General features: G+C 70.4%; 25 protein-coding genes and 1 tRNA gene. 14 read left to right on the top strand and 12 right to left on the bottom strand.

Features of this window, described 5'->3' with window-relative positions:
- Window positions 1-253: 253 nt before the first annotated feature.
- From ACWGI2_RS12105 to ACWGI2_RS12080, 6 genes are all read left to right on the top strand, one after another.
- Window positions 254-691 (top strand): DUF3052 domain-containing protein, encoded by a 438-nt coding sequence (locus ACWGI2_RS12105; RefSeq protein WP_361189495.1) that lies wholly within the window; start codon window positions 254-256, stop codon window positions 689-691.
- 205 nt (window positions 692-896) lie between these two features.
- Window positions 897-1,364 (top strand): peroxiredoxin, encoded by a 468-nt coding sequence (locus ACWGI2_RS12100; protein WP_453395354.1) that lies wholly within the window; start codon window positions 897-899, stop codon window positions 1,362-1,364.
- Window positions 1,365-1,502: 138 nt separating this feature from the next.
- Window positions 1,503-2,078: a TerD family protein gene (locus ACWGI2_RS12095; RefSeq protein WP_160504836.1), complete on the top strand. Its 576-nt coding sequence runs from the start codon at window positions 1,503-1,505 to the stop codon at window positions 2,076-2,078.
- 150 nt (window positions 2,079-2,228) lie between these two features.
- Window positions 2,229-2,804: a TerD family protein gene (locus tag ACWGI2_RS12090; protein WP_160504835.1), complete on the top strand. Its 576-nt coding sequence runs from the start codon at window positions 2,229-2,231 to the stop codon at window positions 2,802-2,804.
- Between the two features lie 64 nt (window positions 2,805-2,868).
- Complete coding sequence (locus tag ACWGI2_RS12085) at window positions 2,869-4,014, top strand: DUF475 domain-containing protein (RefSeq protein WP_453395353.1); 1,146 nt, start codon at window positions 2,869-2,871, stop codon at window positions 4,012-4,014.
- Between the two features lie 148 nt (window positions 4,015-4,162).
- The gene (locus tag ACWGI2_RS12080) at window positions 4,163-4,906 is read left to right on the top strand and encodes a TerD family protein (protein ID WP_453395352.1); all 744 of its coding nucleotides are present in this window, start codon (window positions 4,163-4,165) and stop codon (window positions 4,904-4,906) included.
- A gap of 58 nt (window positions 4,907-4,964) precedes the next feature.
- On the opposite strand, the gene ACWGI2_RS12075 is transcribed toward ACWGI2_RS12080, so the two are convergent.
- The gene (locus tag ACWGI2_RS12075; protein ID WP_453395351.1) at window positions 4,965-5,852 is read right to left on the bottom strand and encodes a TerD family protein; all 888 of its coding nucleotides are present in this window, start codon (window positions 5,850-5,852) and stop codon (window positions 4,965-4,967) included.
- Between the two features lie 181 nt (window positions 5,853-6,033).
- On the opposite strand from ACWGI2_RS12075, the gene ACWGI2_RS12070 reads away from it, so the two are divergent.
- From ACWGI2_RS12070 to ACWGI2_RS12055, 4 genes are all read left to right on the top strand, one after another.
- Entirely contained in the window at window positions 6,034-7,200 is a 1,167-nt protein-coding gene (locus ACWGI2_RS12070; protein ID WP_453695107.1) for an HpcH/HpaI aldolase/citrate lyase family protein, read from the top strand.
- A 53-nt stretch (window positions 7,201-7,253) separates the two neighbouring features.
- Window positions 7,254-9,794 carry a phosphoribosyltransferase gene (locus tag ACWGI2_RS12065; protein ID WP_453695106.1) on the top strand — a complete coding sequence of 847 codons (2,541 nt, stop codon included), beginning with the start codon at window positions 7,254-7,256 and terminating at the stop codon, window positions 9,792-9,794.
- Entirely contained in the window at window positions 9,791-10,609 is an 819-nt protein-coding gene (locus ACWGI2_RS12060) for an HAD family hydrolase (RefSeq protein ID WP_453695105.1), read from the top strand. Before ACWGI2_RS12065 ends, ACWGI2_RS12060 begins: the two co-directional genes overlap by 4 nt.
- Before the next feature lie 183 nt (window positions 10,610-10,792).
- Window positions 10,793-11,011: an FmdB family zinc ribbon protein gene (locus tag ACWGI2_RS12055; RefSeq protein WP_453695104.1), complete on the top strand. Its 219-nt coding sequence runs from the start codon at window positions 10,793-10,795 to the stop codon at window positions 11,009-11,011.
- 351 nt (window positions 11,012-11,362) lie between these two features.
- Here ACWGI2_RS12055 and ACWGI2_RS12050 read toward each other — a convergent pair whose 3' ends face one another.
- The 4 genes from ACWGI2_RS12050 to ACWGI2_RS12035 form a co-directional block, all read right to left on the bottom strand.
- Window positions 11,363-12,355 carry a sugar kinase gene (locus tag ACWGI2_RS12050; RefSeq protein WP_453695103.1) on the bottom strand — a complete coding sequence of 331 codons (993 nt, stop codon included), beginning with the start codon at window positions 12,353-12,355 and terminating at the stop codon, window positions 11,363-11,365.
- Entirely contained in the window at window positions 12,352-13,008 is a 657-nt protein-coding gene (locus ACWGI2_RS12045; RefSeq protein WP_453695102.1) for a bifunctional 4-hydroxy-2-oxoglutarate aldolase/2-dehydro-3-deoxy-phosphogluconate aldolase, read from the bottom strand. The genes ACWGI2_RS12050 and ACWGI2_RS12045 overlap by 4 nt, the downstream gene beginning before the upstream one ends.
- A gap of 67 nt (window positions 13,009-13,075) precedes the next feature.
- Window positions 13,076-13,660: a DUF4383 domain-containing protein gene (locus ACWGI2_RS12040; RefSeq protein WP_453695101.1), complete on the bottom strand. Its 585-nt coding sequence runs from the start codon at window positions 13,658-13,660 to the stop codon at window positions 13,076-13,078.
- An 86-nt stretch (window positions 13,661-13,746) separates the two neighbouring features.
- Window positions 13,747-15,258: a hypothetical protein gene (locus ACWGI2_RS12035; RefSeq protein WP_453695100.1), complete on the bottom strand. Its 1,512-nt coding sequence runs from the start codon at window positions 15,256-15,258 to the stop codon at window positions 13,747-13,749.
- A gap of 285 nt (window positions 15,259-15,543) precedes the next feature.
- Between ACWGI2_RS12035 and ACWGI2_RS12030 the strand changes: the two genes are divergently transcribed.
- A tRNA-Val gene (locus ACWGI2_RS12030) sits at window positions 15,544-15,615 on the top strand.
- A gap of 187 nt (window positions 15,616-15,802) precedes the next feature.
- Here ACWGI2_RS12030 and ACWGI2_RS12025 read toward each other — a convergent pair.
- Complete coding sequence (locus ACWGI2_RS12025; RefSeq protein ID WP_453695099.1) at window positions 15,803-16,357, bottom strand: response regulator; 555 nt, start codon at window positions 16,355-16,357, stop codon at window positions 15,803-15,805.
- Window positions 16,358-16,580: 223 nt separating this feature from the next.
- The gene (locus tag ACWGI2_RS12020) at window positions 16,581-16,946 is read right to left on the bottom strand and encodes a cupin domain-containing protein (RefSeq protein WP_453695098.1); all 366 of its coding nucleotides are present in this window, start codon (window positions 16,944-16,946) and stop codon (window positions 16,581-16,583) included.
- Between the two features lie 298 nt (window positions 16,947-17,244).
- Here ACWGI2_RS12020 and ACWGI2_RS12015 point away from each other — a divergent pair, with 298 nt between their 5' ends.
- A complete protein-coding gene (locus ACWGI2_RS12015; protein WP_453695097.1) occupies window positions 17,245-17,541 on the top strand; it encodes a hypothetical protein in 297 nt (98 codons plus the stop codon).
- A gap of 74 nt (window positions 17,542-17,615) precedes the next feature.
- Here the strand turns inward: ACWGI2_RS12015 and ACWGI2_RS12010 are convergent, their stop codons facing one another.
- A complete protein-coding gene (locus ACWGI2_RS12010; protein WP_453395339.1) occupies window positions 17,616-17,918 on the bottom strand; it encodes a hypothetical protein in 303 nt (100 codons plus the stop codon).
- A gap of 40 nt (window positions 17,919-17,958) precedes the next feature.
- Window positions 17,959-18,306, bottom strand: a complete 348-nt coding sequence (locus ACWGI2_RS12005) for a hypothetical protein (protein ID WP_453695096.1) — start codon at window positions 18,304-18,306, stop codon at window positions 17,959-17,961.
- 108 nt (window positions 18,307-18,414) lie between these two features.
- Between ACWGI2_RS12005 and ACWGI2_RS12000 the strand changes: the two genes are divergently transcribed.
- On the top strand, window positions 18,415-18,672 hold the full coding sequence (locus tag ACWGI2_RS12000; RefSeq protein ID WP_453695095.1) for a DUF2277 domain-containing protein: 258 nt from the start codon (window positions 18,415-18,417) through the stop codon (window positions 18,670-18,672).
- Here ACWGI2_RS12000 and ACWGI2_RS11995 read toward each other — a convergent pair.
- Window positions 18,669-19,322 (bottom strand): DedA family protein, encoded by a 654-nt coding sequence (locus ACWGI2_RS11995; RefSeq protein WP_453695094.1) that lies wholly within the window; start codon window positions 19,320-19,322, stop codon window positions 18,669-18,671. The genes ACWGI2_RS12000 and ACWGI2_RS11995 overlap by 4 nt on opposite strands.
- Window positions 19,323-19,561: 239 nt before the next feature.
- Between ACWGI2_RS11995 and ACWGI2_RS11990 the strand changes: the two genes are divergently transcribed.
- Window positions 19,562-20,116 carry a superoxide dismutase family protein gene (locus ACWGI2_RS11990; RefSeq protein ID WP_453695093.1) on the top strand — a complete coding sequence of 185 codons (555 nt, stop codon included), beginning with the start codon at window positions 19,562-19,564 and terminating at the stop codon, window positions 20,114-20,116.
- Between the two features lie 120 nt (window positions 20,117-20,236).
- Here the strand turns inward: ACWGI2_RS11990 and ACWGI2_RS11985 are convergent, their stop codons facing one another.
- Window positions 20,237-20,686, bottom strand: coding sequence for a DoxX family protein (locus ACWGI2_RS11985; RefSeq protein WP_453395334.1), 450 nt, complete (start codon window positions 20,684-20,686; stop codon window positions 20,237-20,239).
- Between the two features lie 61 nt (window positions 20,687-20,747).
- A complete protein-coding gene (locus ACWGI2_RS11980) occupies window positions 20,748-22,745 on the bottom strand; it encodes an FAD/NAD(P)-binding protein (protein ID WP_453695092.1) in 1,998 nt (665 codons plus the stop codon).
- Between the last annotated feature and the right edge of the window lie 467 nt (window positions 22,746-23,212).

Raw genomic sequence — 23,212 nt, 5'->3', positions numbered from 1 at the left:
TAGCCGGTTCGTAAGGCCGTTCGGACCTCAGTTCCGTTCGGTGTCGTACGAGCGAAGTCGAGCGAAGTGCGAGCGGAGAAGGATCTGGCAGGTGGGCCTTGAGTTGCGGCGACACGGCCGGGAACGTCACCGTTTCAGCGGTCTTGACGGCCGGGTACTTGCGCGATCCGGCCCGCCCGTGTGGACTACCGCCAATGTCCCGCGCACGCGCGTGGGTGAAGGCATTCCCGAAAACATGATCAGGAGGCAAGCCGTGAGCGCGACCGCGGACCACGCGGAGGAGCGGACCAACCCTGCCGCGAGGCTGGGTTTCCAGCCCGAGCAGGTGGTCCAGGAGATCGGCTACGACGACGATGTCGATCAGGAGCTCCGCGAGGCCATTGAAGGGGTGATCGGCAGCGAGCTCGTCGACGAGGACTACGACGACACTGCTGACGCCGTGGTGCTGTGGTTCCGCGAGGACGACGGCGACCTGACGGATGCGCTGGTAGACGCCACCCAGCTGATCGAAGAGGGCGGCGACCTCTGGCTGATGACGCCGAAGACAGGCCGCGACGGCTATGTCGAGCCGAGCGACATCAACGAAGCAGCACAGACGGCCGGCCTCGCTCAGACCAAGAGCATCAACGCGGGCAAGGACTGGACGGGCAGCCGTCTGGTCACGCCGAAGGCGGCAGCCAAGAAGCGGTGAAGCTGCCGCTCAGGCAGCAGGAAGTCGACTGAGCCAATCGCTGTGAGCTGAGCCCCCACCGACGCATGCCGGTGGGGGCTCAGTCGTGCGTGGGGGGCCTGAGAGGCGGCGCGGAGAAGTGCCCGCCCTGCGGGTTGATCGGACGAAACGTCCGTTGCGTAGGGTGGTCGTCACCCGAACAGCCCCATCGAAGGGATGCGAACTCATGGCGCTCGCTGGAATCGCGACCGGCACCAAGGCCCCGGACTTCGAGTTGAAGGACAACCACGGCCGGACCGTGCGGCTGTCGGACTTCCGCGGCGAGAAGAACGTGGTGCTGCTCTTCTATCCGTTCGCGTTCACCGGTGTGTGCACGGGCGAGCTCTGCGCCCTGCGCGACGAACTGCCGAAGTTCGTCAATGACGACACCCAGCTGCTCGCGGTCTCGAACGACTCCATTCACACCCTGCGCGTATTCGCCGAACAGGAGGGCCTGGAGTACCCCCTGCTCTCCGATTTCTGGCCGCACGGCGAGGCGTCGCGCGCGTACGAGGTCTTCGATGAGGACAAGGGCTGCGCGGTGCGCGGCACGTTCATCATCGACAAGGAGGGCGTGGTGCGCTGGACTGTCGTCAACGGCCTGCCGGACGCCCGCGACCTCAACGAGTACGTCAAGGCGCTCGACACCCTGTGATTCCTCAGGGGTGACACCCTGTGTTTCTTCAGGTGCAGAGCCTGTGGCAGCCGGGAACCGGTCACTAGGATCCACTCGTTGATCCGATGGCAAGCACGACTGGGGCTCCCCGCCCCTGGACATCAATTGGGAGGATTTGTGGGAGTCAGCCTCAGCAAGGGCGGCAACGTATCGCTGAGCAAGGAGGCGCCCGGCCTGACCGCGGTTCTGGTCGGCCTGGGCTGGGATGTCCGTACCACCACCGGTACGGACTTCGACCTCGACGCCAGCGCCATTCTGACCAACGCCGAGGGCAAGGTCAGCAGCGACGGCAACTTCGTGTTCTTCAACAACCTGAAGAGCCCGGACGGATCCGTCGAGCACACCGGTGACAACACCACCGGTGAGGGCGAGGGCGACGACGAGGCGATCAAGGTCAACCTGGCGGCTGTTCCGGCCGACGTGGACAAGATCGTGTTTCCGGTCTCGATCTACGACGCCGAGACCCGCCAGCAGTCGTTCGGCCAGGTCCGCAACGCGTTCATCCGCGTCGTGAACCAGGCGGGCGGCGCGGAGATCGCGCGGTACGACCTCTCCGAGGACGCCTCGACGGAGACGGCGATGGTCTTCGGCGAGCTGTACCGCAACGGAGCGGAGTGGAAGTTCCGCGCCGTCGGCCAGGGCTACGCCTCGGGCCTGCGCGGCATCGCGCAGGACTTCGGCGTCAACGTCTGAGCCGAGTAACGCCCTCCGCCTTGTCGTCCGGCGCCGCACACCACGAGTGCGGCGCCGGACGCGCTCAAAACTCCTGCTCCCGGGCACTGCTCCCGAATCATGGGGGGGGACCGGGGAATCTTGCTCTCGAACCACGGGGAGGACCACATCATGGGCGTCACGCTCGCCAAGGGAGGCAACGTCTCCCTCTCCAAGGCCGCACCGAACCTCACACAGGTCCTGGTCGGCCTCGGCTGGGACGCGCGCTCCACCACCGGAGCCCCCTTCGACCTCGACGCCAGCGCGCTGATGTGCAACTCGGGCCGGATTCTCGGCGACGAGTGGTTCGTCTTCTACAACAACCTCAAGAGCCCGGACGGCTCTGTCGAACACACCGGCGACAACCTCACGGGTGAGGGTGACGGGGACGACGAGTCGCTCCTGATCGACCTCTCCAAGGTTCCCGCCACCTGCGACAAGATCGTCTTTCCGGTCTCGATCCATGACGCGGACAATCGCGGCCAGGCGTTCGGCCAGGTCAGCAACGCTTTCATCCGCGTCGTCAATCAAGCCGACCACCAGGAGCTCGCGCGGTACGACCTCTCCGAGGACGCCTCCACGGAGACCGCGATGATCTTCGGCGAGGTCTACCGCTACGGCGGCGAATGGAAGTTCCGTGCCGTTGGGCAGGGGTACGCGTCAGGTCTGCGGGGCATCGCTCTAGACTTCGGGGTCAATGTTTCGTAAAGCCGGGGACCGGCGCGGGGGAGACCGCTAAACGGGAGCCCGTACACACACGATTGGGTAGCCAGTGCTTCTGAAAACCTTCGGCTGGTCGTTCGCGGTTACCGCGCTCGGCCTGGTCGCGGCGGTGTTCTACGGGGGGTGGACAGGTTTCGGGATCGTGGCGATCCTGTCCATCCTCGAGATCTCGCTGTCCTTCGACAACGCGGTGGTCAACGCCGGAATCCTGAAGAAGATGAGTGCCTTCTGGCAGAAGATCTTCCTCACCATCGGTGTGTTGATCGCCGTCTTCGGCATGCGGCTCGTGTTCCCCGTCGCGATCGTGGCCATCAGCGCCAAGATCGGCCCGATCGAGGCTGTGCGTCTCGCGCTCAACGACAAGGACCAGTACCAGCAGCTGGTGACCGACGCTCACCCGTCGATCGCCGCGTTCGGTGGCATGTTCCTGTTGATGATCTTCCTCGACTTCATCTTCGAGGACCGTGACATCAAGTGGCTCGGCTGGCTGGAGCGCCCGCTCGCCAAGCTCGGCAAGATCGACATGTTGTCGGCCTGCATCGCGCTCATCGTGCTCATGATCGCCGCGATGACCGTCGCCACCCACGCCCACCAGCACGGTGGGACACACGTGGACAAGGCGGAGACGGTGCTCCTATCTGGCGTTGCCGGACTCATCACGTATCTCATCGTGGGCGGCCTCTCCGGCTTCTTCGAGAACAAGCTGGAGGAAGAGGAGGAGCGCGAGCACGAGCAGGAGGAAGAGGCCAAGCGGAGCGGCAAGAAGGTTCCTGCCGTCGTCATGGCCGGCAAGGCCGCGTTCTTCATGTTCCTGTACCTCGAGGTCCTGGACGCGTCGTTCTCCTTCGACGGTGTCATCGGTGCCTTCGCCATCACGAACGACATCGTCCTGATGGCGCTCGGTCTCGGCATCGGCGCGATGTACGTCCGTTCGCTCACCGTCTACCTGGTCCGCCAGGGCACCCTCGACGACTACGTCTACCTGGAGCACGGCGCGCACTACGCGATCGGCGCCCTCGCCGTGATCCTCCTGGTCACCATCCAGTACGAGATCCACGAGGTCATCACCGGTCTCGTCGGCGTCATCCTGATCGCCTGGTCCTTCATCTCGTCCGTCCTCCGCAACAAGCGAATCGCGGCAGAGGAGGGCAAGGGCTCGGGCTCCGAGAAGACCGAGGTGCCTTCCGGCGTCTGACCCAGAGTCCGACCCGTTCCCGGAGTGTGACGCGGGGCCGAGTGAGGAACGCTTCTGAGCGGGGCGGCCATCGAGGACGAGTCCTCCTGGCCGCCCCGTGGCATTCGTAAGGGGCCCATGGGGCTCCGGCACTTTTTTGGGGGCGGCGATGTCCTTCTGGGACGGTTTGTGGCGTGGGCGCTCGATGGACTACGAGTCGGGCAGCGCGGCGACCAACTCCATCGAACTCACCAAGCGGAGCCCGACGGTCTCGCTCAACAAACAGGGCGCGGCCACCGGCAACCTCCGGGTCAACCTCTCCTGGCAGATGCGTACGTCCGACATCATCGGCAAGCCCAAGGGCGGCGGCCTGCTGCGCCACCCCTTCAAGATGTTCCAGCCCGACGTGGTGCAGGCGCACACCCAGGGCGTGGTCAACGTCGACCTCGACCTCGGCTGTCTGTACGAGACGGTGGAAGGCACCAAGGGCGTCGTGCAGCCGCTGGGCAGCTTCTTCGGCAGCCTGAACGCCCCGCCGTACGTGAAGCTCAGCGGCGACGACCGGTTCGGTTCGCCGTCCGGCGAGACGATCTACGTGAACCTCGACCACCGCGAGTCGATCAAGCGGCTGCTGTTCTTCGCCTACATATACGACCAGACGCCGGCCTTCGATCGCACGCACGCCAAGGTGACGCTCTACCCCAGCAACGGCCCGCGGATCGAGATCGACCTGGACGAGCGCCAGCCGCAGGCCCGCTCCTGTGCCGTCTTCACGCTGGAGAACATCAAGGGCGAGCTGATCGTGCGCCGCGAGGTGAAGTTCGTGTACGGCTTCCAGGCCGAGCTCGACCGGCTGTACGGCTGGGGGCTGCAGTGGGGCCGCGGCTACAAGACGAACGCGGGCCGCGCCTGAACGCCGCCGCGTGCCCAGCGTGCTGAACGGCCCTGTGCTCTCGGCGTGCCCCGCGTCCTCAGCGAGCGAGGAACTGCGGGCCCTGGGGCGGCAGCCGGAAGTTCGGGTCGGGCATCGGGGCCACGGGCTGCGGATAGCCGTACGAAGGCTGCGGGACCGGCGCCGCGTGGGCGGGCGCGTGCTGCGGGTAGCCGTAGGACGGCTGCGGGGCGGGCTGGTGGCGCGGGGGCTCCGGAGGGTAGCCGTACGAGGGCTGCGGGGCCGGGGCGGGGAAGGGCTGCGGAGCGGGAGCCTGCGGAGCCTGAGCCTGCGTGGCCGGTTCGGGCAGCGGCTGCCGCTGGGGGTACGGCTGCGGGAGCGAGGCCTCGGTCGTCGGCTCGGGCACCGCCTCGGACTCGTCCACGGAGATGCCGAAGTCCCCGGCGAGACCCTCCAGGCCGTTGAGGTAGCCCTCACCCAGGGCGCGGAACTTCCAGACGTCACCGCGGCGGTAGAGCTCGCCGCAGATCAGGGCCGTCTCGGCGCCCGTCTGCGGGGTGATGTCGAAGTAGGCGAGCGGTTCGGCCTCGCCCGCGCCGGCGTCGTACAGCAGGATGCGCAGCGCGCGTACGTTCTCGAAGGCGACGTTCTCGGCGGAGGCGACGAGCAGGACCCGGCTCACGGCGGGATCCAGGCCGGCCATGTCCGTCTGGATCGTGTCGGTCAGGCCCTCGGAGAGGCCCTGGGAGACGCGCTTCTTGCCGAGCCGCCAGACCTTGCCCGACGGATGGCGCGGCTGGTTGTAGAAGACGAAGTCCTCGTCGGACCGCACGCGGCCGTCGGCGCCGAGCAGCAGAGCCGACGCGTCGACGTCCGGGACGCCCTGACCAGGGGTCCAGCGCAGCACGGCGCGGACGGCCGTGGCTTCGAGCGGGACGTTCGACCCCTTCAACATCGCGTGCGTCATGCGGTCATCCTGCCTTCCCGGGTTTGGACGGGACAACGCGGGGGTGACGGTGTGTGGCCTGTGTGTCTGACATGGCCGGGTTACTTGAATTTCATGCCCATGGGGAACCCTTGACACCCGTCCCTACGTACTATTACCGGCCACATCACGTCGGGTCGCGCCGACGAGTACAGGGGAAATCATGCGTCATTTCGGGCATATCGCCCCAGAGGTGCGACAGCGTCTCTTCCATCGGGAGCCGTGCACCTTCACCGCGGACTCCTCCCCGCGTCTGCTCGCCGCCGCCCTGGGAGCCACGCTCTACAGCCCTGCCACACGCCCCCGCCTCGCCGACGACATCCTCAAGCAGGCCGGGCGTGGCGTGATCTCGATGGTGCTCTGCCTGGAGGACTCGATCGACGACGCGGAGGTCGTCGGCGCCGAGGAGAACCTGGTCAGACAGTTCGCCGACCTCGCCGAGCGGGACGGCGCGGAGCCCCCGCTCCTCTTCGTACGCGTCCGGGCCCCCGAACAGATAGCCGACCTGGCGGCTCGCCTCGGGCCCAGCATCCGCCTGCTGTCCGGATTCGTACTGCCCAAGTTCACCGAGGAGCGAGGCGTCGCCTTCCTGGAGTCGCTCGCCGTGGCGGAAGCCACGAGCGGCCGCCGGCTCTTCGCGATGCCGGTCCTCGAATCGCCCGAGCTGCTGCACCTGGAGAGCCGCGCCGAGACCCTCGCGGGGATAGCCCGCACCGTCGACAAGTACCGCGAGCGGGTGCTCGCGCTGCGGCTCGGCGTCACCGACTTCTGCTCGGCGTACGGACTGCGCAGGCCGCCGCACATGACCGCGTACGACGTCCACATCGTGGCCTCGGTCATCGCCGACGTGGTCAATCACCTCGGCAGGGCCGACGGCACGGGCTTCACCGTGACCGGCCCCGTGTGGGAGTACTTCCGCGTCCAGGAGAGGATGTTCAAGCCGCAGCTGCGCCGGAGCCCCTTCCTGGAGGGCCGGGCGGAGGAGCTGCGGCAGGCGCTCATCGAGCACGACATCGACGGGCTGCTGCGCGAGATCGAGCTCGACCGGGCCAACGGCCTGCTCGGCAAGACCTGCATCCACCCCTCGCACGTGCTGCCCGTGCACGCGCTCTCGGTCGTCAGCCACGAGGAGTTCAGCGACGCCGAGGACATCCTGCGCCCGGAACGGGACGGCGGAGGGGTCATGCGCTCGGCGTACACGAACAAGATGAACGAAGTGAAGCCGCACCGAGCCTGGGCCGAAAGGACCCTCCAGCGCGCCGAGGTCTTCGGCGTCGCGCGCGAGGACATCGGCTTCGTGGAGCTGCTCACCGCCGGGCTCTCCGGCTGACCACCCGATGCCCGCTTATCTCTCCGGCTGAACGTAAGGACTGTGCGAGGACTGTGAACGACGACGTGGTGTGGTCAGGGACGTGGGTCGCCGAGCGGCTCGGTGTGGAGTTGGCCGGGGACGCGGGGCTGAGCGACCTGCTCGGCCTCGCCCTGCGCCGCAACCCGAAGCGGGCGCACCTCCTGGTGTCGAACGTCCTCGGCAAACATGTGCCGCAGCTCCCGTCCGTCGTGTACGCGGCCGGGCGCGACCTCGGTGTCCGGGTGCGCGCGCTCCTGGGCGACGCGGAGGCCCGGCGCGCCGTCGTGCTCGGTTACGCGGAGACGGCGACCGGCCTCGGCCACTGCGTCGCGGACGGCATCGGCCTCGCGCCCTACCTCCACTCCACGCGCCGCCCGGTCGACTCGGTGCGCAGGGCCGGCGGCTTCGAGGAGTCCCACTCGCACGCGACCTCGCACCTGCTGCTCCCCGAGGACCCCCGGCTGCTCACCAGGGACGGCCCGCTCGTCCTCGTCGACGACGAGTTCTCCACCGGCAACACCGTCCTCAACACCATCCGCGCCCTGCATGAGCGGTACCCGCGCGAGCGGTACGTCATCGTGGCGCTCGTCGACATGCGCTCCCCGCAGGACCAGGGCCGCCTGGCCGACTTCGCCCGGGAGATCGGCGCGCGGGTCGACCTGACCACAATGGCGTCCGGCACGGTGAGCCTGCCGGAGGGGGTCCTGGAGAAGGGCCAGGCACTGGTCGAGGAGTACGAGGCTTCGAAGCCTTCGAAGGCTTCGACCCGGCAGAACGAGGCCTCGGCGCTCCCCGCCCCGCGCCGCGAGGCCGGTTCGGTCACCCGGGTCGACCTCGGCTGGCCCGCCGGGGTGCCGGACGGCGGGCGCCACGGCTTCACCCCCGAGCACCGGGCGGCCCTTGCGGCGGCGCTGCCGGGGATGGCGGACCGGGTCGCGGAAGCGCTGGCTCCGTCTCTCGCGAGCGCCGGGGTTCCCGGTGTCCCGCCGCGCCGCGTCCTCGTCCTCGGCTTCGAGGAGCTGATGTACGCGCCGCTGGCACTCGGCGTGGCGCTGGAGGAGCGGCTGCCCGACGGCACCGCGGACGTGCGGTACTCCACCACCACCCGCTCGCCCGTCCTCGCCGTCGACGACCCCGGCTACGCCATCCGCAGCCGCCTCGTCTTCCCCGCCCACGACGCGCCCGCCGACGGACCCGGCGAGAGGTACGCGTACAACGTCGCGGGCGGTGGCTTCGACGCGATCGTCATCGTGATCGACTCCGTGGCCGACCGCCCCGAACTCCACGCCCCCGACGGCCTGTTGGCGCAGCTCGCCGCGCACACCCCGCAGGTGCTGCTCGCCGTCGTGCCTTCGTACGTCCCCGAGCAGGCCCCTGCGCGCCTCCCTGAGTACGCCCCTGAAAGGCCCTCCATGCTGCCCGAGCCCCTCCGTGGCCCCGACTTCTCCTCGTACGCGGCCGAAGACGTCGGCTGGCTGCTCCAGGACCTCTCGGACGTGACGCTGGAGGCGCCCACCGAGGAGCGCGAGGAGGCGATACAGAGCGGTGGCGCGCACTACGCCGAGTCGCTGCCGGTCGAGTACCAGCCGAGCCCGCAGTACCAAGAGCTGTTCCGCGCGGCGCTCGGCACCTCCGCGGCCCGCATCGCACAGGCCGTCGGCACCGTCACCGAGACCGTGCTCGCCGAGCGCTCCCCGCGTCCGGTCCTCGTCTCGCTCGCCCGCGCGGGCACGCCCGTCGGCGTACTGATGCGGCGCTGGGCACAGCACCGGCACGGCCTCGACCTGCCGCACTACGCCGTGTCGATCGTGCGCGGCCGGGGCATCGACGCCAACGCGCTGCGGTGGCTCGCCGCCCACCACGACGCGGCCGACGTCGTCTTCGTCGACGGCTGGACGGGCAAGGGGGCGATCACGCGTGAACTCGCCGACGCGGTAAGGGAGTTCGAGGAGGCGGGCGGTCCCGCCGGCTTCAACCCGGAGATCGCAGTGCTCGCCGACCCCGGGTCCTGCGTCCGCACGTACGGCACCCGCGAGGACTTCCTCATCCCCTCGGCCTGCCTCAACTCGACGGTGTCCGGCCTGATTTCGCGCACGGTCCTGCGCGCGGACCTCGTCGGCCCCGACGACTTCCACGGCGCGAAGTTCTACCGCGAGCTCGCCGACGGTGACCTCTCCCTCGACTTCCTGGACGCCATCACCGCCCGCTTCGACGAGGTGGCCGACGCCGTGGACGCCCAGGCCAAGGAGCTGCTCTCGGCGGACAGGGCCCCGACCTGGGAGGGCTGGGCCGCCGTCGAGCGGATCAGTGAGGAGTACGGGATCCACGACGTGAACCTGGTCAAGCCGGGCGTCGGTGAGACGACGCGCGTGCTGCTGCGCCGCGTTCCCTGGAAGATCCTGGCGCGCGCGGGGGCGGGGGCCGACCTCGATCACGTACGGCTCCTCGCGGAGCAGCGGGGCGTGCCGGTCGAGGAGGTGGCCGAACTCCCCTACACCTGCGTGGGACTGATCCACCCTCAGTTCACGCGCGGAGCCACCGGTACGGACGGCAAGGCGGTGGCCTCCAAGTGAGCACTCCCCGGACCGTGCTGGTCGCCAGCGACCTGGACCGCACCCTCACCTACTCCGCCGCCGCCCTCGGCCTGACCATGCCCGACGCCGAAGCGCCGCGCCTGCTCTGCGTCGAGGTGTACGAGAGCAAGCCCCTGTCGTACGTCACCGAGAGCGCTGCCGGGCTGCTCGACGAGGTGGGCCGCGCCACGGTCTTCGTGCCGACGACCACGCGTACGCGCGAGCAGTACGGCCGCATCCATCTGCCGGGCCCCGCACCGGAGTTCGCGATCTGCGCCAACGGCGGGCACCTGCTGGTCGACGGGGTGTCCGACCCCGCGTGGCGTGCGGGCGTCGACCGGCGGCTCGCCGCCGAGTGCGCGTCGCTAGACGAGGTCCGCGCCCACATGGTGCGCACCGCCGACCCGGCCTGGCTCCTCAAGGAGCGGGTGGCCGAGGACCTCTTCGCCTATCTGGTCGTCGAGCGGGCCCTGCTGCCGCAGGAGTGGGTCAAGGAGCTCGCCGTGTGGGCGGAGGGGCGCGGCTGGACCGTCTCGCTGCAGGGCCGCAAGATCTACGCCGTGCCGAAGCCGCTGACCAAGAGTGCGGCGGTGCGCGAGGTGGCCCGCCGTATCGACGCGGACGAGATCCTCGCCGCCGGTGACTCGCTCCTCGACGCCGATCTGCTGCTGGCCGCCGACCGCTCCTGGCGTCCGGGCCACGGCGAACTGGCGGACACGGGCTGGACGGCACCGGGTCTCACGGTGCTGCCGGAGCGGGGGGTCGCGGCGGGGGAGGAGATTCTGCGGGGGTTCCTTGCGACGGCGGGGCGTTGAGCGGCTGAGTCTTGGGCTGGCGGCGGGGCGCCTTCGGCCGGAGCCGCGGGCTCCGGTGGATCCGCTGCGGCTGAGAGGCCTCGGGGAAGTGAGGCTCGCCCTCGCGCACGAGCTGCGCGCACTGAACGACATGAACGACGCGGAAAGACACTCCACTTCCCCCAGACCGCTTAGCCTTGGCCCATGCCTCGATACGATTACCGCTGCCGTTCCTGCGGCGACACCTTTGAACTGAGCCGCCCGATGGCCGAGTCCGCCGCCCCCGCGGCCTGCCCCGCCGGACACGAGGACACGGTGAAGCTGCTGTCGACGGTGGCGGTAGGAGGCTCAACCGCATCGCCCACGCCTGCCCCACGCGGCGGAGGCGGAGGCGGCTGCTGCGGCGGGGGCTGCTGTGGCTAAGGGGGGCGGCTGGCGGGCCGGTCTGCTTCAGGAGGCCCGCTACGAGAGCGAGGGCGAGAACGGGCCGAGGCCGCTGGCGGGGGTGCGGTTCCGGGTTCTGTTGTCGCGAGGCCGCTAGCGGGGCTGCGACCCCGGGTTCTGCCACCGCGTGGCGTTAGGGGACTGCGGTTCCGGTCCTGCTCTCGCGAGGCGTTAGCGGACTACGGCTCCGGTCTTGCTCCCGCGTGGCGTCAGTGGGACCCACGGTCCCAGGTCATGCTCCCGCGAGGCGTTAGCGGGACCGTGGTCCCAGGTCCCGCTCCCGCGTGGCGTTAGCCGGACCGCGGTCCCTGGTCCTGCTCCCGCGAGGCCTTAGCGGACCACCGTCCCCAGGTTCGCTCCCAGTAGGCCCAGTTCCGCTCGGGTCGGCGCGCCTTCCCAGTCTCCGTGTGTTGCCACGGCGAAGGCGCCCGTGGTCACGGCTCGGTCCAGGCGGCCCGTCACGTTCTCCCCGTCGAGCAGCGCCGACAGGTACCCGGCGACGAACGCGTCCCCCGCGCCCACCGCGTCCACCGCCCGCACCGGGCGCGCCGGAGCGTACAGCTCGCCGTCGGCGGTGTACGCGGTCGCACCGTCGGCGCCGAGCTTGACCACGACCTCGCGCACGCCCCGCGCGAAGAGCGCCTTGGCCAGGGCGTGGGTTTCACCGGAGGCTGTCGTCTCCGGTACGCACAGCGGCAGTTCGTCGTCCGAGGCGATGAGGACATCGACGTACGGAATCCAGGAGCGCATGACCGCCGCGGACTCCTCCTCGCTCCACAGCCGCGAGCGGAAGTTGACGTCGAGGCAGACCGTCGTGTCGTGGTCCCGGGCCAGTTCGAGGGCGCGGCGGCAGGCGGCCAGGGCGGAAGGGCCGAGGGCCGGGGTGATGCCGGTGAGGTGCAGCACGCGGGGCGCGCCGGGTGAGGTGAAGGCGCCCTCGACCGCGGCCGCCGTCAGGCGTGAACCCGCGGAGCCCGCACGGTAGTAGTGCACGCGGGTCACTTCGGGCAGCCGCGGCTCGAAGAGGATGAGGCCCGTGGGCGCGTCCAAGTCGCGGGTCGCGCCGGAGACGTCGACGCCCTCGGCCCGCAGCGTGCGCAGCACAAGCTCGCCCGCCTCGTCATCGCCGACCGCGCCCGCCCACCGCGTCGCGTGGCCGAGGCGCGCGAGACCGATGGCCACGTTCGACTCGGCGCCCGCGATGGACACGTCCATCGAACCGCCCAGCTTGAGCGGACCGCTGCCGCGCAGGGCGACCATCGTCTCGCCCAGGGTGAGGACGTCGTCGGTCGCACTGCCGCCGGGAGTCGTGATGCCGCTCATCGGCCTGCCCCCGCGACTGCCCCCGCCACCGCCACGAACTGCGCCGCCCGCTTGCGCAGCGCGTCCAGGTCGCCGCCGTCCGCCGCGTCCTCGATGAGCGGGGAGCCGACGCCGACCGCGACCGCGCCGAGCGCCAGGTACTCCTCGGCGGCGGCCGCGTCCACGCCGCCCACCGGTACGAAGGGCAGGTCGGGGAAGGGGGCTCGCAGCGCCTTGAGATACGCGGGGCCGCCCATCGCCGAAGCGGGGAAGATCTTCAGCGCGGTGGCGCCCGCCGCGCTCGCGGCGATCACGTCGGTGGGGGTCAACACCCCGGCGGCGACGGGCAGTTCACGCCGTAGCGCCTCGTCCACCCCTGCTCCGAGCCCCGGCGTCACGATCAGATTCGCCCCCGCGTCCGCGGCTCGTCGCGCGTCGTCCGCGGTGAGGACCGTGCCCGCGCCCAGCCAGGCCGCGCCGCCCAACTCGGCGCGCGCCCGCCGCAGGACGCCGAGGGCGTCGGTGCCGCTGAGGGAGACCTCGACGAGCGGCACACCGGACTCGACGAGTGCCATGACCGTCCGGAAGGAGGCCTCCGCGTCCGTGCCGCGCACGATGGCTAGCAGGCGCTGGTTCCGCAGGGCTGAACTGAAGGCAGTGGTGAGGTCCGACATGCCCCAAGGCTCGCACAGGGGGTTCAGCGCGCATGCTCAGGGCTCAGAGCAGGGCACGGGGCTACGTCTACGTCTCAGTGCCCGGGACCTTGGACCTGGGCTCAGGGCGGCGGCCTCCACGCCCGCTCCCGGCGTGCCGCACCTGCTCGGGGTGGCGTGCCCGCCAGTACGGGTTGTCGTGCGGCAGGGCCGAGCCGACCCGTCCGTACATCCCGAAGATCATCAGGAGGACGCCGACCACGAAGCTGAACAGCACGTTCTGGATGCGGAAGGCGAGGAAGTTGAAGCCGGTGTCCAGCAGGGCGAGATTCACGAAGCCGCTGAGGATGAAGGCGCAGCCCAGGACCATGTTGAGCGTCGACGCGAAGTTGCCGCCGATCACCATGCCGGCGAACAGGAGCAGCCCGACGCAGATCGACAGGACGCTGAGCGCGCCGTTCGTGTTCAGGCCGGCGACGGTGTCGCCCCCGGTGTCGAAGAAGCCGACCTTGTCGATCAGGCCGAGGATGCCGAACGCGAGCAGAACGAGCCCCATCAGACCCGCGCCCACGCGGTAGACCGTGCTGAGGCGGTGGTCGACAGGCAGGTGTTCGTTCAGCGTGACGCGCCGCCTGGGCCGCTTCGCCCCTGGGTGAAGTACGTGCGTGGCCATGTCCGCCTCCTGACGTCGGCGTACGTACCTCCAGGATCCGCCCGCGCGGCGCGGACCGCCAGCAGAGGTGCGGGACCGGGGCGCTCCTAGGCCCCCTGCCCCCGCTCCTCCCGGATCTGGGTGACCACGCGCGCCACCGCCTGCCGCACGGCTTCGGTCTCGGTCAGGAAATGCCAGTAATCCGGGTGGCGCCCCTCCAGGGAGGCCACCGCACGGTCCAGGCGGGCCACCGACTCGTCGAGCGGGCGGGCGTGCCGCTGCTCCGGGGTCTGGCGCCCCGCCATGGCAAGGCGCTGGGCGTCGCGGATCGCGAAACGGGTGCGCTCGATCTCGTGCTGGGGGTCCTTCGCCACGGCGTTCAGCCGCTGCAGCCGGTCGCCGGCGGCCGAGACCGCCTCGTCCGTGGCGTTCAGCAGGGCGCGGACCGTCGAGAGCAGCGACGTGGCGTCCGGCCAGCGCTGCTCCTCGCGCGCCTGCCGGGCCTCCTTCAGCTTGACCTCGGCCTGCCGTACGTTCTCCGCTGCCTGGTCCGGCACCCGCTGCAGGTCCTGCCAGCAGGCGGCCGTGAAGCGTCGCCGCAGCTCGCTGAGGACCGGGTCGACCTGGCCGCTGCGGGTGGTGAGCGCCTGCGCGCGCGTACGCAGCGAGACGAGGCGGCGGTCTATCTCGGCGGCCCGCTCCGGCAGCCGCTCTGCCTCGGCACGGACGGCTTCGGCGTCCCGCAGGACGCGGTCGGCGCGCTGCAGCGTCTCCGGCACGCCGTGCTGCCCGGCGCCTTGATTGAGCTTGGTCAGCTCGGGCCCGAGGGCGGCGAGGCGTGCGGCGAGATCGTCGGCCTTGAGCCCGGCGCCCCGTACGGCATCGAGGGCGTTGCTGGCGGCCAGAAGCGTCTGGCGGGCCCGCTCCACGGCCGGGGCGAGCCGGGCGAGCTGCGTCTCCGCCTTGTCGAGCAGCGGGCCGAGCCCCTGCTGGAAGCGGTCGAGGTCCTGCTTGGCCTTGTCCAGCTCGGCCTTGGCCTGGGTGAGCTCCGTGCGCGCACGGGCGGCGACGGAGGCCTCCAGATCGTCACGGTCGAGATCGTGCGCGTCCACCGCGCTGATGTACTGGAGGCTGACCTCGTCGATCCGCCGCCCGATGGCCTCGAAGTCGGAGACGGCACGCTGCGCGGCGGGTGTGGAGTCCACGGCGATGATCGTCTCGATGGAGATCCGCAGATCCCGCTGGGCGGTGTCCAACTCGTAGAAGGCGGCGGCCGCCGCGTCCTTCGCGGCCTGGGCATCGGCCCGCACACTCTCCCCGCGCCCACCGAACCACCGCCGGGTGCCGCCACCGGCGAAGGCGGCGGGAAGGGTGAGGGCGAGGAGGGGGAGCGGCAGGAGGGCGAGCGCTACGGCGTCGCGGAGAGGGCTTCGGCGGTCCCGGGGGCCCCGGGGGCTGTGCGGGCGGGGGAGCGGGCGGTCCGGGTGGAGAAGCGCGAGGTCCGGGCGGGAACGCGGCCGCACGCTCCCGCAGCTACGTACATCCTCGTCCGGCACTGCTGAGGCACTCGATCTGCTCGACGTGTCCGGTGTGTACGGCTGCGAAGGTGTCGCCGTCACTATCCCTCTCCCGTGCTGTCATCCGCCTTGCCCGGTGTCACATTCTCCCACCGGTTAATGACGAACACACGGGCCGGTTAGTTCGCGCTGCGCACCGTGACTTTGCGGTCTTCGCTGCGGGCGGACACCAGGTGCGGACTACCACTGTCGCGGTGGCCGGAAACATCCACCGCCCCGCCGGCCGTCTCGGCTGTCTCGGCCGCGACGTCGTACGAGACGTCCCGACCCCGCCCCCTACGGGTTGGGGCCCGGGGCCACAGGCAAGGTAGGCTGTCGAAACATCCCGGGCGCGTAGCTCAGCGGTAGAGCGCTGCCCTTACAAGGCAGATGTCGGCGGTTCGAAACCGTCCGCGCCCACCGAGGATAGGTAGCAGGCCAGAGCCTGTTGTTGGGCCCCTCAACCGTGATCGGTTGGGGGGCCTCTTCGTTTTCGAAGTCCACTAAGAGGCCACATCCCCACGCGATCATGGGATGTACGTCATCTTCGGTGCAGCGGCCGCGAGCGTTGTTCATGTGGGGGCGCCAGCTGTTGGCGGAGGAGCGCTCACGATTCGATCTGTGGGGTTGGTGTCCACTGCGTTTTTGGGGCTGGGGCTGGGGCTGGGGCTGGGGGTGGGAGTGAGTCCGAGTCTGCATCGCTGTTGTTCGTCTGGGCTATGGAGCCTTCCTTCACCTGGGTCCGCAGGTCCTCGATCTCCTGTTGCATGGACTTCAGTTGCTCGTAGGTGTCGAAGAGATAGCGGACCTTGGTGCGCAGGGTCAGTGGATCGATGGGCTTGAGGGCTACGTCAGCCACGCCGAGCAGGAAGGCCGCGGCGGCGATCTCGCGACTGACGTCGAAACCGGTCAGCAGGACGATCGGTATGCCACGTGTCTGGTCGAGACGGCGCACGTAGCGAACGACGTCGAGACCGCTCACGCCCGGCATGCGCACATCGAGCAGGATGAGCCCGACGTCCCCGCGCAGGACCACCCTGAGGGCGTCGTCGCCGTTGGTCGCGCTCACCAGCGGGTAGCCGAGAGGGGCAAGCGCGCTCTCCAGCGCGAACAGGGTGTCCTTGTGGTCGTCGACGACGAGGATCGCGGATTTGGTCGGCATGGACCTGAGCCCCCTCTCTCAGTAACCACCGTATGCCGAAGTCGAGTTGGAGAATCCGTTCGTCACCTCAGGTGGTTGATTCCTGGGTTCGTTACGGCTGCCTCCGCCGTCCCCCTCTGCCTCCGCTGACCCAGCGGCACCGGCAGTGACAGAGAAGAAGCCCCGCACCTGCACGGTGCGGGGCCTGGGGGGGTGTTCGCGGCGTTCGGGGCGCCGCCGGACGCTACTTCTGCGCCGCCTTCGCGTAATCCTGCGCCATGCCTCCAGCGAAGTCGTACACCACGACCTGTTCATCGCCGACGACCCACGCGTCGTGTCCGGGCGGGCACACGAAGACGTCGCCCGGTCCGACTTCGCTCTCGCCTCCGTCGTCCATGCGGATGTGCATCCGTCCCGCGACGACGTAGGCGTTGTGGTGGATCTCGCAGCTCTCGGTGCCGGCGAGCGGGGCCACGGACTCGGACCAGCGCCAGCCGGGCTCGAAGGTGCCCACGGCGAAGTCCAGCCCTGTCAGGTGGACGGCTTCGAGGTGACCGTGGGGGAAATCGCGACGCTCGTCCGGCTTTTCGACCGCCTTGACCTCGATCATGACAACTTCCTCCGTTCGGGCCATGCCCGCAATCTCGGAGTCAGTTGTCGCCGCCGCGGGGTCCACGGCCGACGCCGTCACCAGCCGACCCCTTCATTCCATCGTCTGCCTGCCAACCCGGGGGCGCCACCTGGGGGCTTCGAGCCTCCGGAATCGATCGGGTGGTCGTTCAGAACCTTGGGGATCTTGCGTGAGTTGGAGAGTCAGGCAAGGGCTGTGTGAGTGTCCGGTCCGTCCGGACGCTTCGGGTGGGCGACCGTCGTGCCGCCGTTGGGCCCTGCCGGAAGGGATTCACCTCGTGAAGATTTCCAAGGCCGCCGCTGGTGTCGTCGGCGTCGGGCTCGCTCTGGGGGCCGTTTCTCCCGCGTTCGCCGCGCCGCAGCCGTCCGCCGCCGGCGGCGAGATGCAGGTGCTCGACTCCGCCGTCAAGGCCACGCAGGACGTGCAGGACCTCCTCGGCGGGGCCGCCGTGGACCCGACCACCGGGGAGCTGCGGGCGGACAACCCGGCGGCTGCCACCGCCAAGGTGGACCAGGTGGCGCAGGGGGCGGTCTCGATGCTCGGGGGGCTTCCCGCCGGCCAGCCCATCGACTGACTCGCCGGGGTGGTGCTCAGGGGGGGGCTCAGAGGGGCGGCACTCTCGCCTCAGCGGGACGGCGGCCGCCCCGCTCAGCGGCCCGAACCCGGGTGGGTCCGGCGGTACCTGCGGTCCCAGCGCTCCTGGCGTTCCTTGCGGATGCGGTAGTCGCGGTAGGTCTTGGGGTAGCCGCCTCCGCCGCCTCCCCCACCGCCGCCTCCGGCACCCGGGGCCGCGCCCGCGCCGCTTCCACTGCCGCTGCTCTTGCCCGAGCCCCCGCGGTCGTACTGCTGGACCATGAAGAAGACCAGCGCCGCAGCGGCCAGCCACAGAAGCGGCTGGCTGAAACCCAGGCCCACCAGTGCAAGGAGCAGGACGACCAGCAGAACATTCATGGCAGCACCTCCTTGACGTAGGGGGAGTCAACGCCCGCTGTCACCCGGTGTCAATAACTTTCTCGTGGATGTGTTTGAGCCGTGCGCGAGCCGCCACCGCGTCGGGTCCCGACACCTCGTCCCAGAAGCGGTGACAAGTGACGAACACCGCCAACTCCCGTTCCCGCGCGCGGAGTTTCTCGACCTCCGCCTGTTCGTCCGGTGTCCAGCCCGGCGAGGCGGGGCGCTCCACCTTCCGCCAGCCGTGGTCGTCGCTGAAGCCGTCGAGGGGTGTGACCGACCAGGGGAGCCGCTTCAGCAGGGCCAGGAGTTCGGCCCGGACCTGGTGCAGTTCCTCCTGACCCGCGAGGAGGTTGCTCGGGAAGTCGTATGCAGGGGTTGCAGGCACCCCGTAATGCTACTCCTGTTCGAATATTGAGTGCGAGAGACGCCACGCCTGATGCGGGGGTGAACGTACGACTTCACGCCCGCGCCCCACGCGCGGCAAGCTGTAAGCATGTGCCGCAGCATCAAGACGCTCCGTCCGCCCGCCATCCCCGAAGACGCCACCGAGGAGGAGATCCGGGCCGCCGCGCTCCAGTACGTGCGCAAGGTCTCCGGCTTCCGTGCCCCGGCCGCGCACAATCGCGAGGTCTTCGACCGCGCCGTGGACGCGGTCGCCGAAGCTACCGCCGAGCTGCTCGCCGGGATCGAGGTACGCGGGGCCAAGCCGCGGGCCGCCGAGCAGATGCCCGAGAAGGCCCCGGCCGCTTAGTTCGTAGCCGTAGCCGTAGCCGTAGTCGCAGCTACAGCCGCAGCCGTACGCGGCCGTCGTACCAAGAACGCCGCCCCCGCGCCCGCCGCGAACAGCGCGAGCAGCGAGACGCCCGTGGCCAGCCACGTCGCGCCGAGCCACTGCCCGCCGAAGTAGCCGAGCGCGACGCTGTACCCGGCCCAGGCCACGCCCGCCAGGGCCGACCACGGCAGGAACTCGCGCACCTTGCGATGTGCCGCGCCCGCGGCGAGCGAGACGATCGAGCGGCCCGCCGGGGCGAAGCGCGCGATGACCACCAGGGCGCCGCCGCCCCGGGAGAGCGCAGTGCCGAGTCGTTCCTGCGCGGTGGTGAGGCGGCGCGAGCGGGCGATGGCGCGGTCCAGGCGCTCGCCGCCGCGCCAGGCGAGGCGGTAGACGGCCAGGTCGCCGAGTACGGAGGCGGTGGCCGCGCAGAGCAGCAGGATCAGGATGTCGGGTACCGCGTGCGGAACGCTCTGCGCGCCCGTGCCCGCCGCGGCCGCCGCGGTGGCCGCCGTGATGACGAGGACCCCGCTCGGCAGCACGGGCACGACGATGTCGAAGAGCACGGAGAGTGCGACCACCGCGTAGATCCATGGGCTGCTGGTCAGTGAGCCCAGACTCTCAAGCACCGAAATTCCCCGTAACTCCCCGGACGACGGCTTGCTGCCGCGACGTCGCGGGGGAGCGGCAGGGGCGGCTTGGTGACAGCTCTACAGCGTACGCCGCGGTCTCCGCCGGAGATCCACTGGGGGCTCATATGTTCGCTACGTCACGTTCACCCGGCTGCCGCCTTCGATGGGGCATACGGCGCCGAAGTCCCGTACGAACAGAGGCACCAAACAGAGTCACCAACAGGAAGGAGCGGGCGATGGTGGCAGGGATGCTCGCCGGGGCCGTGGCGACGGCGGTGCTCGCGGCGGGCGGCGGCTCGGTCGGCGGTAACGCGCCCTTTTACGAGATGCGGGTCGCGGGGCGGTTCGCGCTGCCCACGGCCTCCATGTACTCGTGGGCGGTCACGTACGACAGGGGACTCGTCCCCGTCGGTTCCCAGATCGAGGTCGACCAGCGCGGCAGGCCGAACGACATGGCGGTCACCCTCCGGGTGAGGGGAATGAAGCCCGGTCACGCGTACGGCGCGCATGTGCACCAGAAGCCGTGCGGCACCGACCCCGCCGCGGCCGGCGGGCACTACCAGCACCGCCAGGACCCGGTCCAGCCCTCCGAGGACCCGGCCTACGTGAACCCGAAGAACGAGGTCTGGCTGGACTTCACCGCGGGCGCGGACGGCTCGGGCACGGCGACGTCCCGTCATGACTGGGAGTTCCGGGCGGGTGAGGCCCGATCCGTCGTGCTGCATCGTGAGCAGGGCGGCGCGGGGGAGCGGGTGGCGTGCTTCACGGTGCCGTTCCTCCCCACCCACTGAAGTCCTCGGAGCGCGGCGAGCCTGGCAGGTGACGGGGTCCGACATGTGACGGTGCCCCCTCCCCCGTACGCGTACGGGGGAGGGGGCACCGTCACATGCAGGCGTCAGCGCGCGTGCGCGTCAGGCGGCCACCGGCGTCCGCTCCGACGCCGCCTTGTCCTCGCTCCCGCCGCGCGAGGCGAAGAGCCGGTCGAGGCCGAGCGCGCCCGAGCCGGTGAAGACGAGCAGGAGCATGGCCCAGCAGAAGATCGCGGCGGCCTCTCCGCCGTTCTGCATCGGCCACAGGGCCTCCGGCTGGTGCACCTTGAAGTAGGCGTACGCCATCGATCCCGACGAGATGAACGCCGCGGCGCGGGTGCCGAGGCCGAGGGCGACCAGGCCGCCGCCGACCAGCTGGATGACGGCCGCGTACCAGCCCGGCCAGGTGCCCGCGTCGATCGTGCCGCCGCCCACCGCGCCACCGAGCACTCCGAAGAGCGAGGCGGCGCCGTGGCAGGCGAAGAGCAGGCCGATGACGATGCGGAACAGCCCGAGGGCGTAGGGCTGGGCGCTGTTGAGACGTCCAGTCATGTGGGGGACTCCTTCGGTTTTTGGGGACGGTAACCGAGCGGAGGCCCAAGGTTAGGGGAACCTAATCAATGCTTGCAAGTTCAACATCTGGCCATTCGGGGGATTCCGCTTGCCGCGCGGACGGGACCGCTCCGGTCGCGGCGGGGCCCTCCGTCGCGCGGGCCGCCGTTCGCAGCGCGGCCCGCGCCACCGCGTCCGCGTCCGACAAGGTCACCGAGTCGACGCCGGGCCTGGCCCCGGCGGCGGTCACCCAGTGCACGCCCTCGGTGGGCACTCCGAACGCGAACCGCCTTGCGTGGGACCGACCTTGACGGTCAATCAGGTGGTAGGGGCGGGGTGTGACGTCGAGGCCTCCGGTTTCGTGGCCGTCGACGACGTGGGCGCGGCACTGACCCGTCCTCAGGAGCCGCCCGAGCAGCTCGTCCGCGGTGCGCCGCACGTCCGGTTCGGGGAGCCGGGCCTCGATCAGTGTGGTGACCGACACATCCGACCCTGGTACGTCCGGGGAGTGCGCGAGATACGCGCCGCCCGCTGCGGGCCGCACGTCGAGACGCGGGCCGAGCACCTCGACGACGCCTGCCTCGATCAATGCCGTCATCTCCTCGATACGGCGCCGGGGCGGGCCGATCGAGAGGAAGGCGTTGAGCGGGGTGTACCAGCGGTCCAGGTGCTCGCGGCGTGACGTCCCCGACAGGCCGCCGTGGTCGAGGATCAGGCGGAGTTCGTTGCGCAGGTCGCGCAGTACGTCCAGGGCGGACTTCAGCGGGCTTGCGACGTTGCCGAGCGCGGCCTGCGCGGTGTCCTCACGCAGATACGCGAGCAGCCAGGCGCGGAAGTCGTCCGGGGAACGGAAGATGCGGCCGGAGTGCGGCTGCGCGAGGCGGTCCCAGGACCAGTGCGCGGCCTCGGGGATCCCGAACTCGTCCAGGATCAGGGCTTCTTGAGGGGTGCGATGCGGCGCCGCGAGGAAAGCGTCCCGGAAGTCCGCTGCCCGCTCGGCGGGTTGGGCGAGGGTCGCGTGGTGGGCGAGGGTCGCGTCGTGGACGAGGGCCGTGTAGTAGACCGTCTCCACCTCCTTCGCGACCAGTGGCCATATCTCGTCCAGGAAGTCCGGGGCGTCGCCGCTGTCCGCGCGCTTGCGGAAGCGGGCTATGACGTCGGAGGTGAGGACGAGCGGCTCGTGCCGTCCGTACGGGCCCTTCGCGTTGTCGCCGCGCGCTTGGTAGGGGATGCCGCGCCGCGACCCCGCGTACAGCTTCGGCTCGTGCCCCGAGGGCTGATAGCGCAGGCCGCCTTCCGGCCCCGGGGTGAAGCGTCCGCCGCGGCCCTGCGTCAGGAGCGCCATGTGGTCGAAGAAGTTCAGGCCGAGGCCGCGCAGCAGGACGCGTTCGCCGGGGGCGATGGCCGACAGGTCCACGTCGGCGGGGTTGGCGGGGGGTATGTGGCGCAGCCCGTGCCGTGCCGCGTGGGCGGCGAGGCGCTCCTGCTCTTCGTCGGCGACCGTGGGGAGGTGGCCCTGCGCGAGGACGACGGCGTCGAGCCCGGAGAGCTCACGGCCGCTGTCGAGTACGAGGGACTGGGCGCCGTCGCCCGGCCCTTCGAGCCGTACGGCGCGCGCCGCGTGCACCTGGACCCGGACGGTTCCGGGGGCGCCGCGCAGGGTCTCGGCGAAGACCCACTCCAGATAGCGGCCGTAGCAGGCGCGCGTCGGATAGTCGTCCGGGCCGAGCCCCGGCTCGTGCCCGGCGGCGGCCCACGCGTACAGGCTCGGCCCGGGGTGGATCGGCCCTGCGCAGTCGACGCTCTCGTCGGTGAAGAGGGTCACCTGCGAGGCGACCGTGTTCATGAGCAGCTCGCCCGGCTGGGCGGTCCGCCAGACGCGTCCCGGCCCCGGCGGCGAGGGATCCACGACGTGGACCGTCAGCCGTGCCCTCGGCGGCAGGAGCTCGGCTGCCGATGCGCAGAGGCGCTCCAGGACACTCGTGCCGCGGGGCCCCGCGCCGACGACGGCGACTGCAACGTCATGTTCCGGTGCGGCCGCTGCGGATGGTGCGGACAAGGGCGTGACTCCCGGGCATAGGAGGGGGCTGTGGGGGGCGTGGGGGGTCGTGGGGGTGATGGAAGCGGACGGTCCGCCTCATCATGCCGCCGCAACCCCCGAAGTCGAACCCCGTGACGGAGGTTCGTCAGATGGGTGTGGGCTGTGTCACGTGTTACCCGAGGGGCGTCGGACACCTTTGCGGGGCTATGGGAAGTAAGGGGGGCGTGGGAGGTTTGGCAGCACGTGGGCTGAGGCTGAGGGGGCTGTGAGGCCTGTGATGTCTGAGCAGCCGCAGGAGTCGCAGGAGCCGCGAGAGCCGTGAGGGTGTGCGAGAGCTGCGGGGCCTTGCGAGGGTGCGCGAAGGCCGTGGGGCCGTGAGGCCGTGAGGGGGCGCGAGAGTCGTGTGGCTGCGAGGCCTGTCAGGCCGGTGAGCCCCCAGCCTCGCGAGAGCGAAGGCAGCGTGGGAGAAGGCTGACGCGGGGCTG

The organism is Streptomyces sp. NPDC054866, from assembly GCF_053610745.1.
This window is presented reverse-complemented; position numbering and strand designations above follow the sequence as displayed.

Coding starts and splice junctions, on each gene's coding strand:
- ACWGI2_RS12100 (WP_453395354.1), top strand. CDS start 897: ATGGCGCTCGCTGGAATCGCGACCGGCACCAAGGCCCCGGACTTCGAG.
- ACWGI2_RS12090 (WP_160504835.1), top strand. CDS start 2,229: ATGGGCGTCACGCTCGCCAAGGGAGGCAACGTCTCCCTCTCCAAGGCC.
- ACWGI2_RS12080 (WP_453395352.1), top strand. CDS start 4,163: ATGTCCTTCTGGGACGGTTTGTGGCGTGGGCGCTCGATGGACTACGAG.
- ACWGI2_RS12075 (WP_453395351.1), bottom strand. CDS start 5,852: ATGACGCACGCGATGTTGAAGGGGTCGAACGTCCCGCTCGAAGCCACG.
- ACWGI2_RS12070 (WP_453695107.1), top strand. CDS start 6,034: ATGCGTCATTTCGGGCATATCGCCCCAGAGGTGCGACAGCGTCTCTTC.
- ACWGI2_RS12055 (WP_453695104.1), top strand. CDS start 10,793: ATGCCTCGATACGATTACCGCTGCCGTTCCTGCGGCGACACCTTTGAA.
- ACWGI2_RS12050 (WP_453695103.1), bottom strand. CDS start 12,355: ATGAGCGGCATCACGACTCCCGGCGGCAGTGCGACCGACGACGTCCTC.
- ACWGI2_RS12045 (WP_453695102.1), bottom strand. CDS start 13,008: ATGTCGGACCTCACCACTGCCTTCAGTTCAGCCCTGCGGAACCAGCGC.
- ACWGI2_RS12040 (WP_453695101.1), bottom strand. CDS start 13,660: ATGGCCACGCACGTACTTCACCCAGGGGCGAAGCGGCCCAGGCGGCGC.
- ACWGI2_RS12025 (WP_453695099.1), bottom strand. CDS start 16,357: ATGCCGACCAAATCCGCGATCCTCGTCGTCGACGACCACAAGGACACC.
- ACWGI2_RS12020 (WP_453695098.1), bottom strand. CDS start 16,946: ATGATCGAGGTCAAGGCGGTCGAAAAGCCGGACGAGCGTCGCGATTTC.
- ACWGI2_RS12010 (WP_453395339.1), bottom strand. CDS start 17,918: ATGAATGTTCTGCTGGTCGTCCTGCTCCTTGCACTGGTGGGCCTGGGT.
- ACWGI2_RS12000 (WP_453695095.1), top strand. CDS start 18,415: ATGTGCCGCAGCATCAAGACGCTCCGTCCGCCCGCCATCCCCGAAGAC.
- ACWGI2_RS11990 (WP_453695093.1), top strand. CDS start 19,562: ATGGTGGCAGGGATGCTCGCCGGGGCCGTGGCGACGGCGGTGCTCGCG.
- ACWGI2_RS11985 (WP_453395334.1), bottom strand. CDS start 20,686: ATGACTGGACGTCTCAACAGCGCCCAGCCCTACGCCCTCGGGCTGTTC.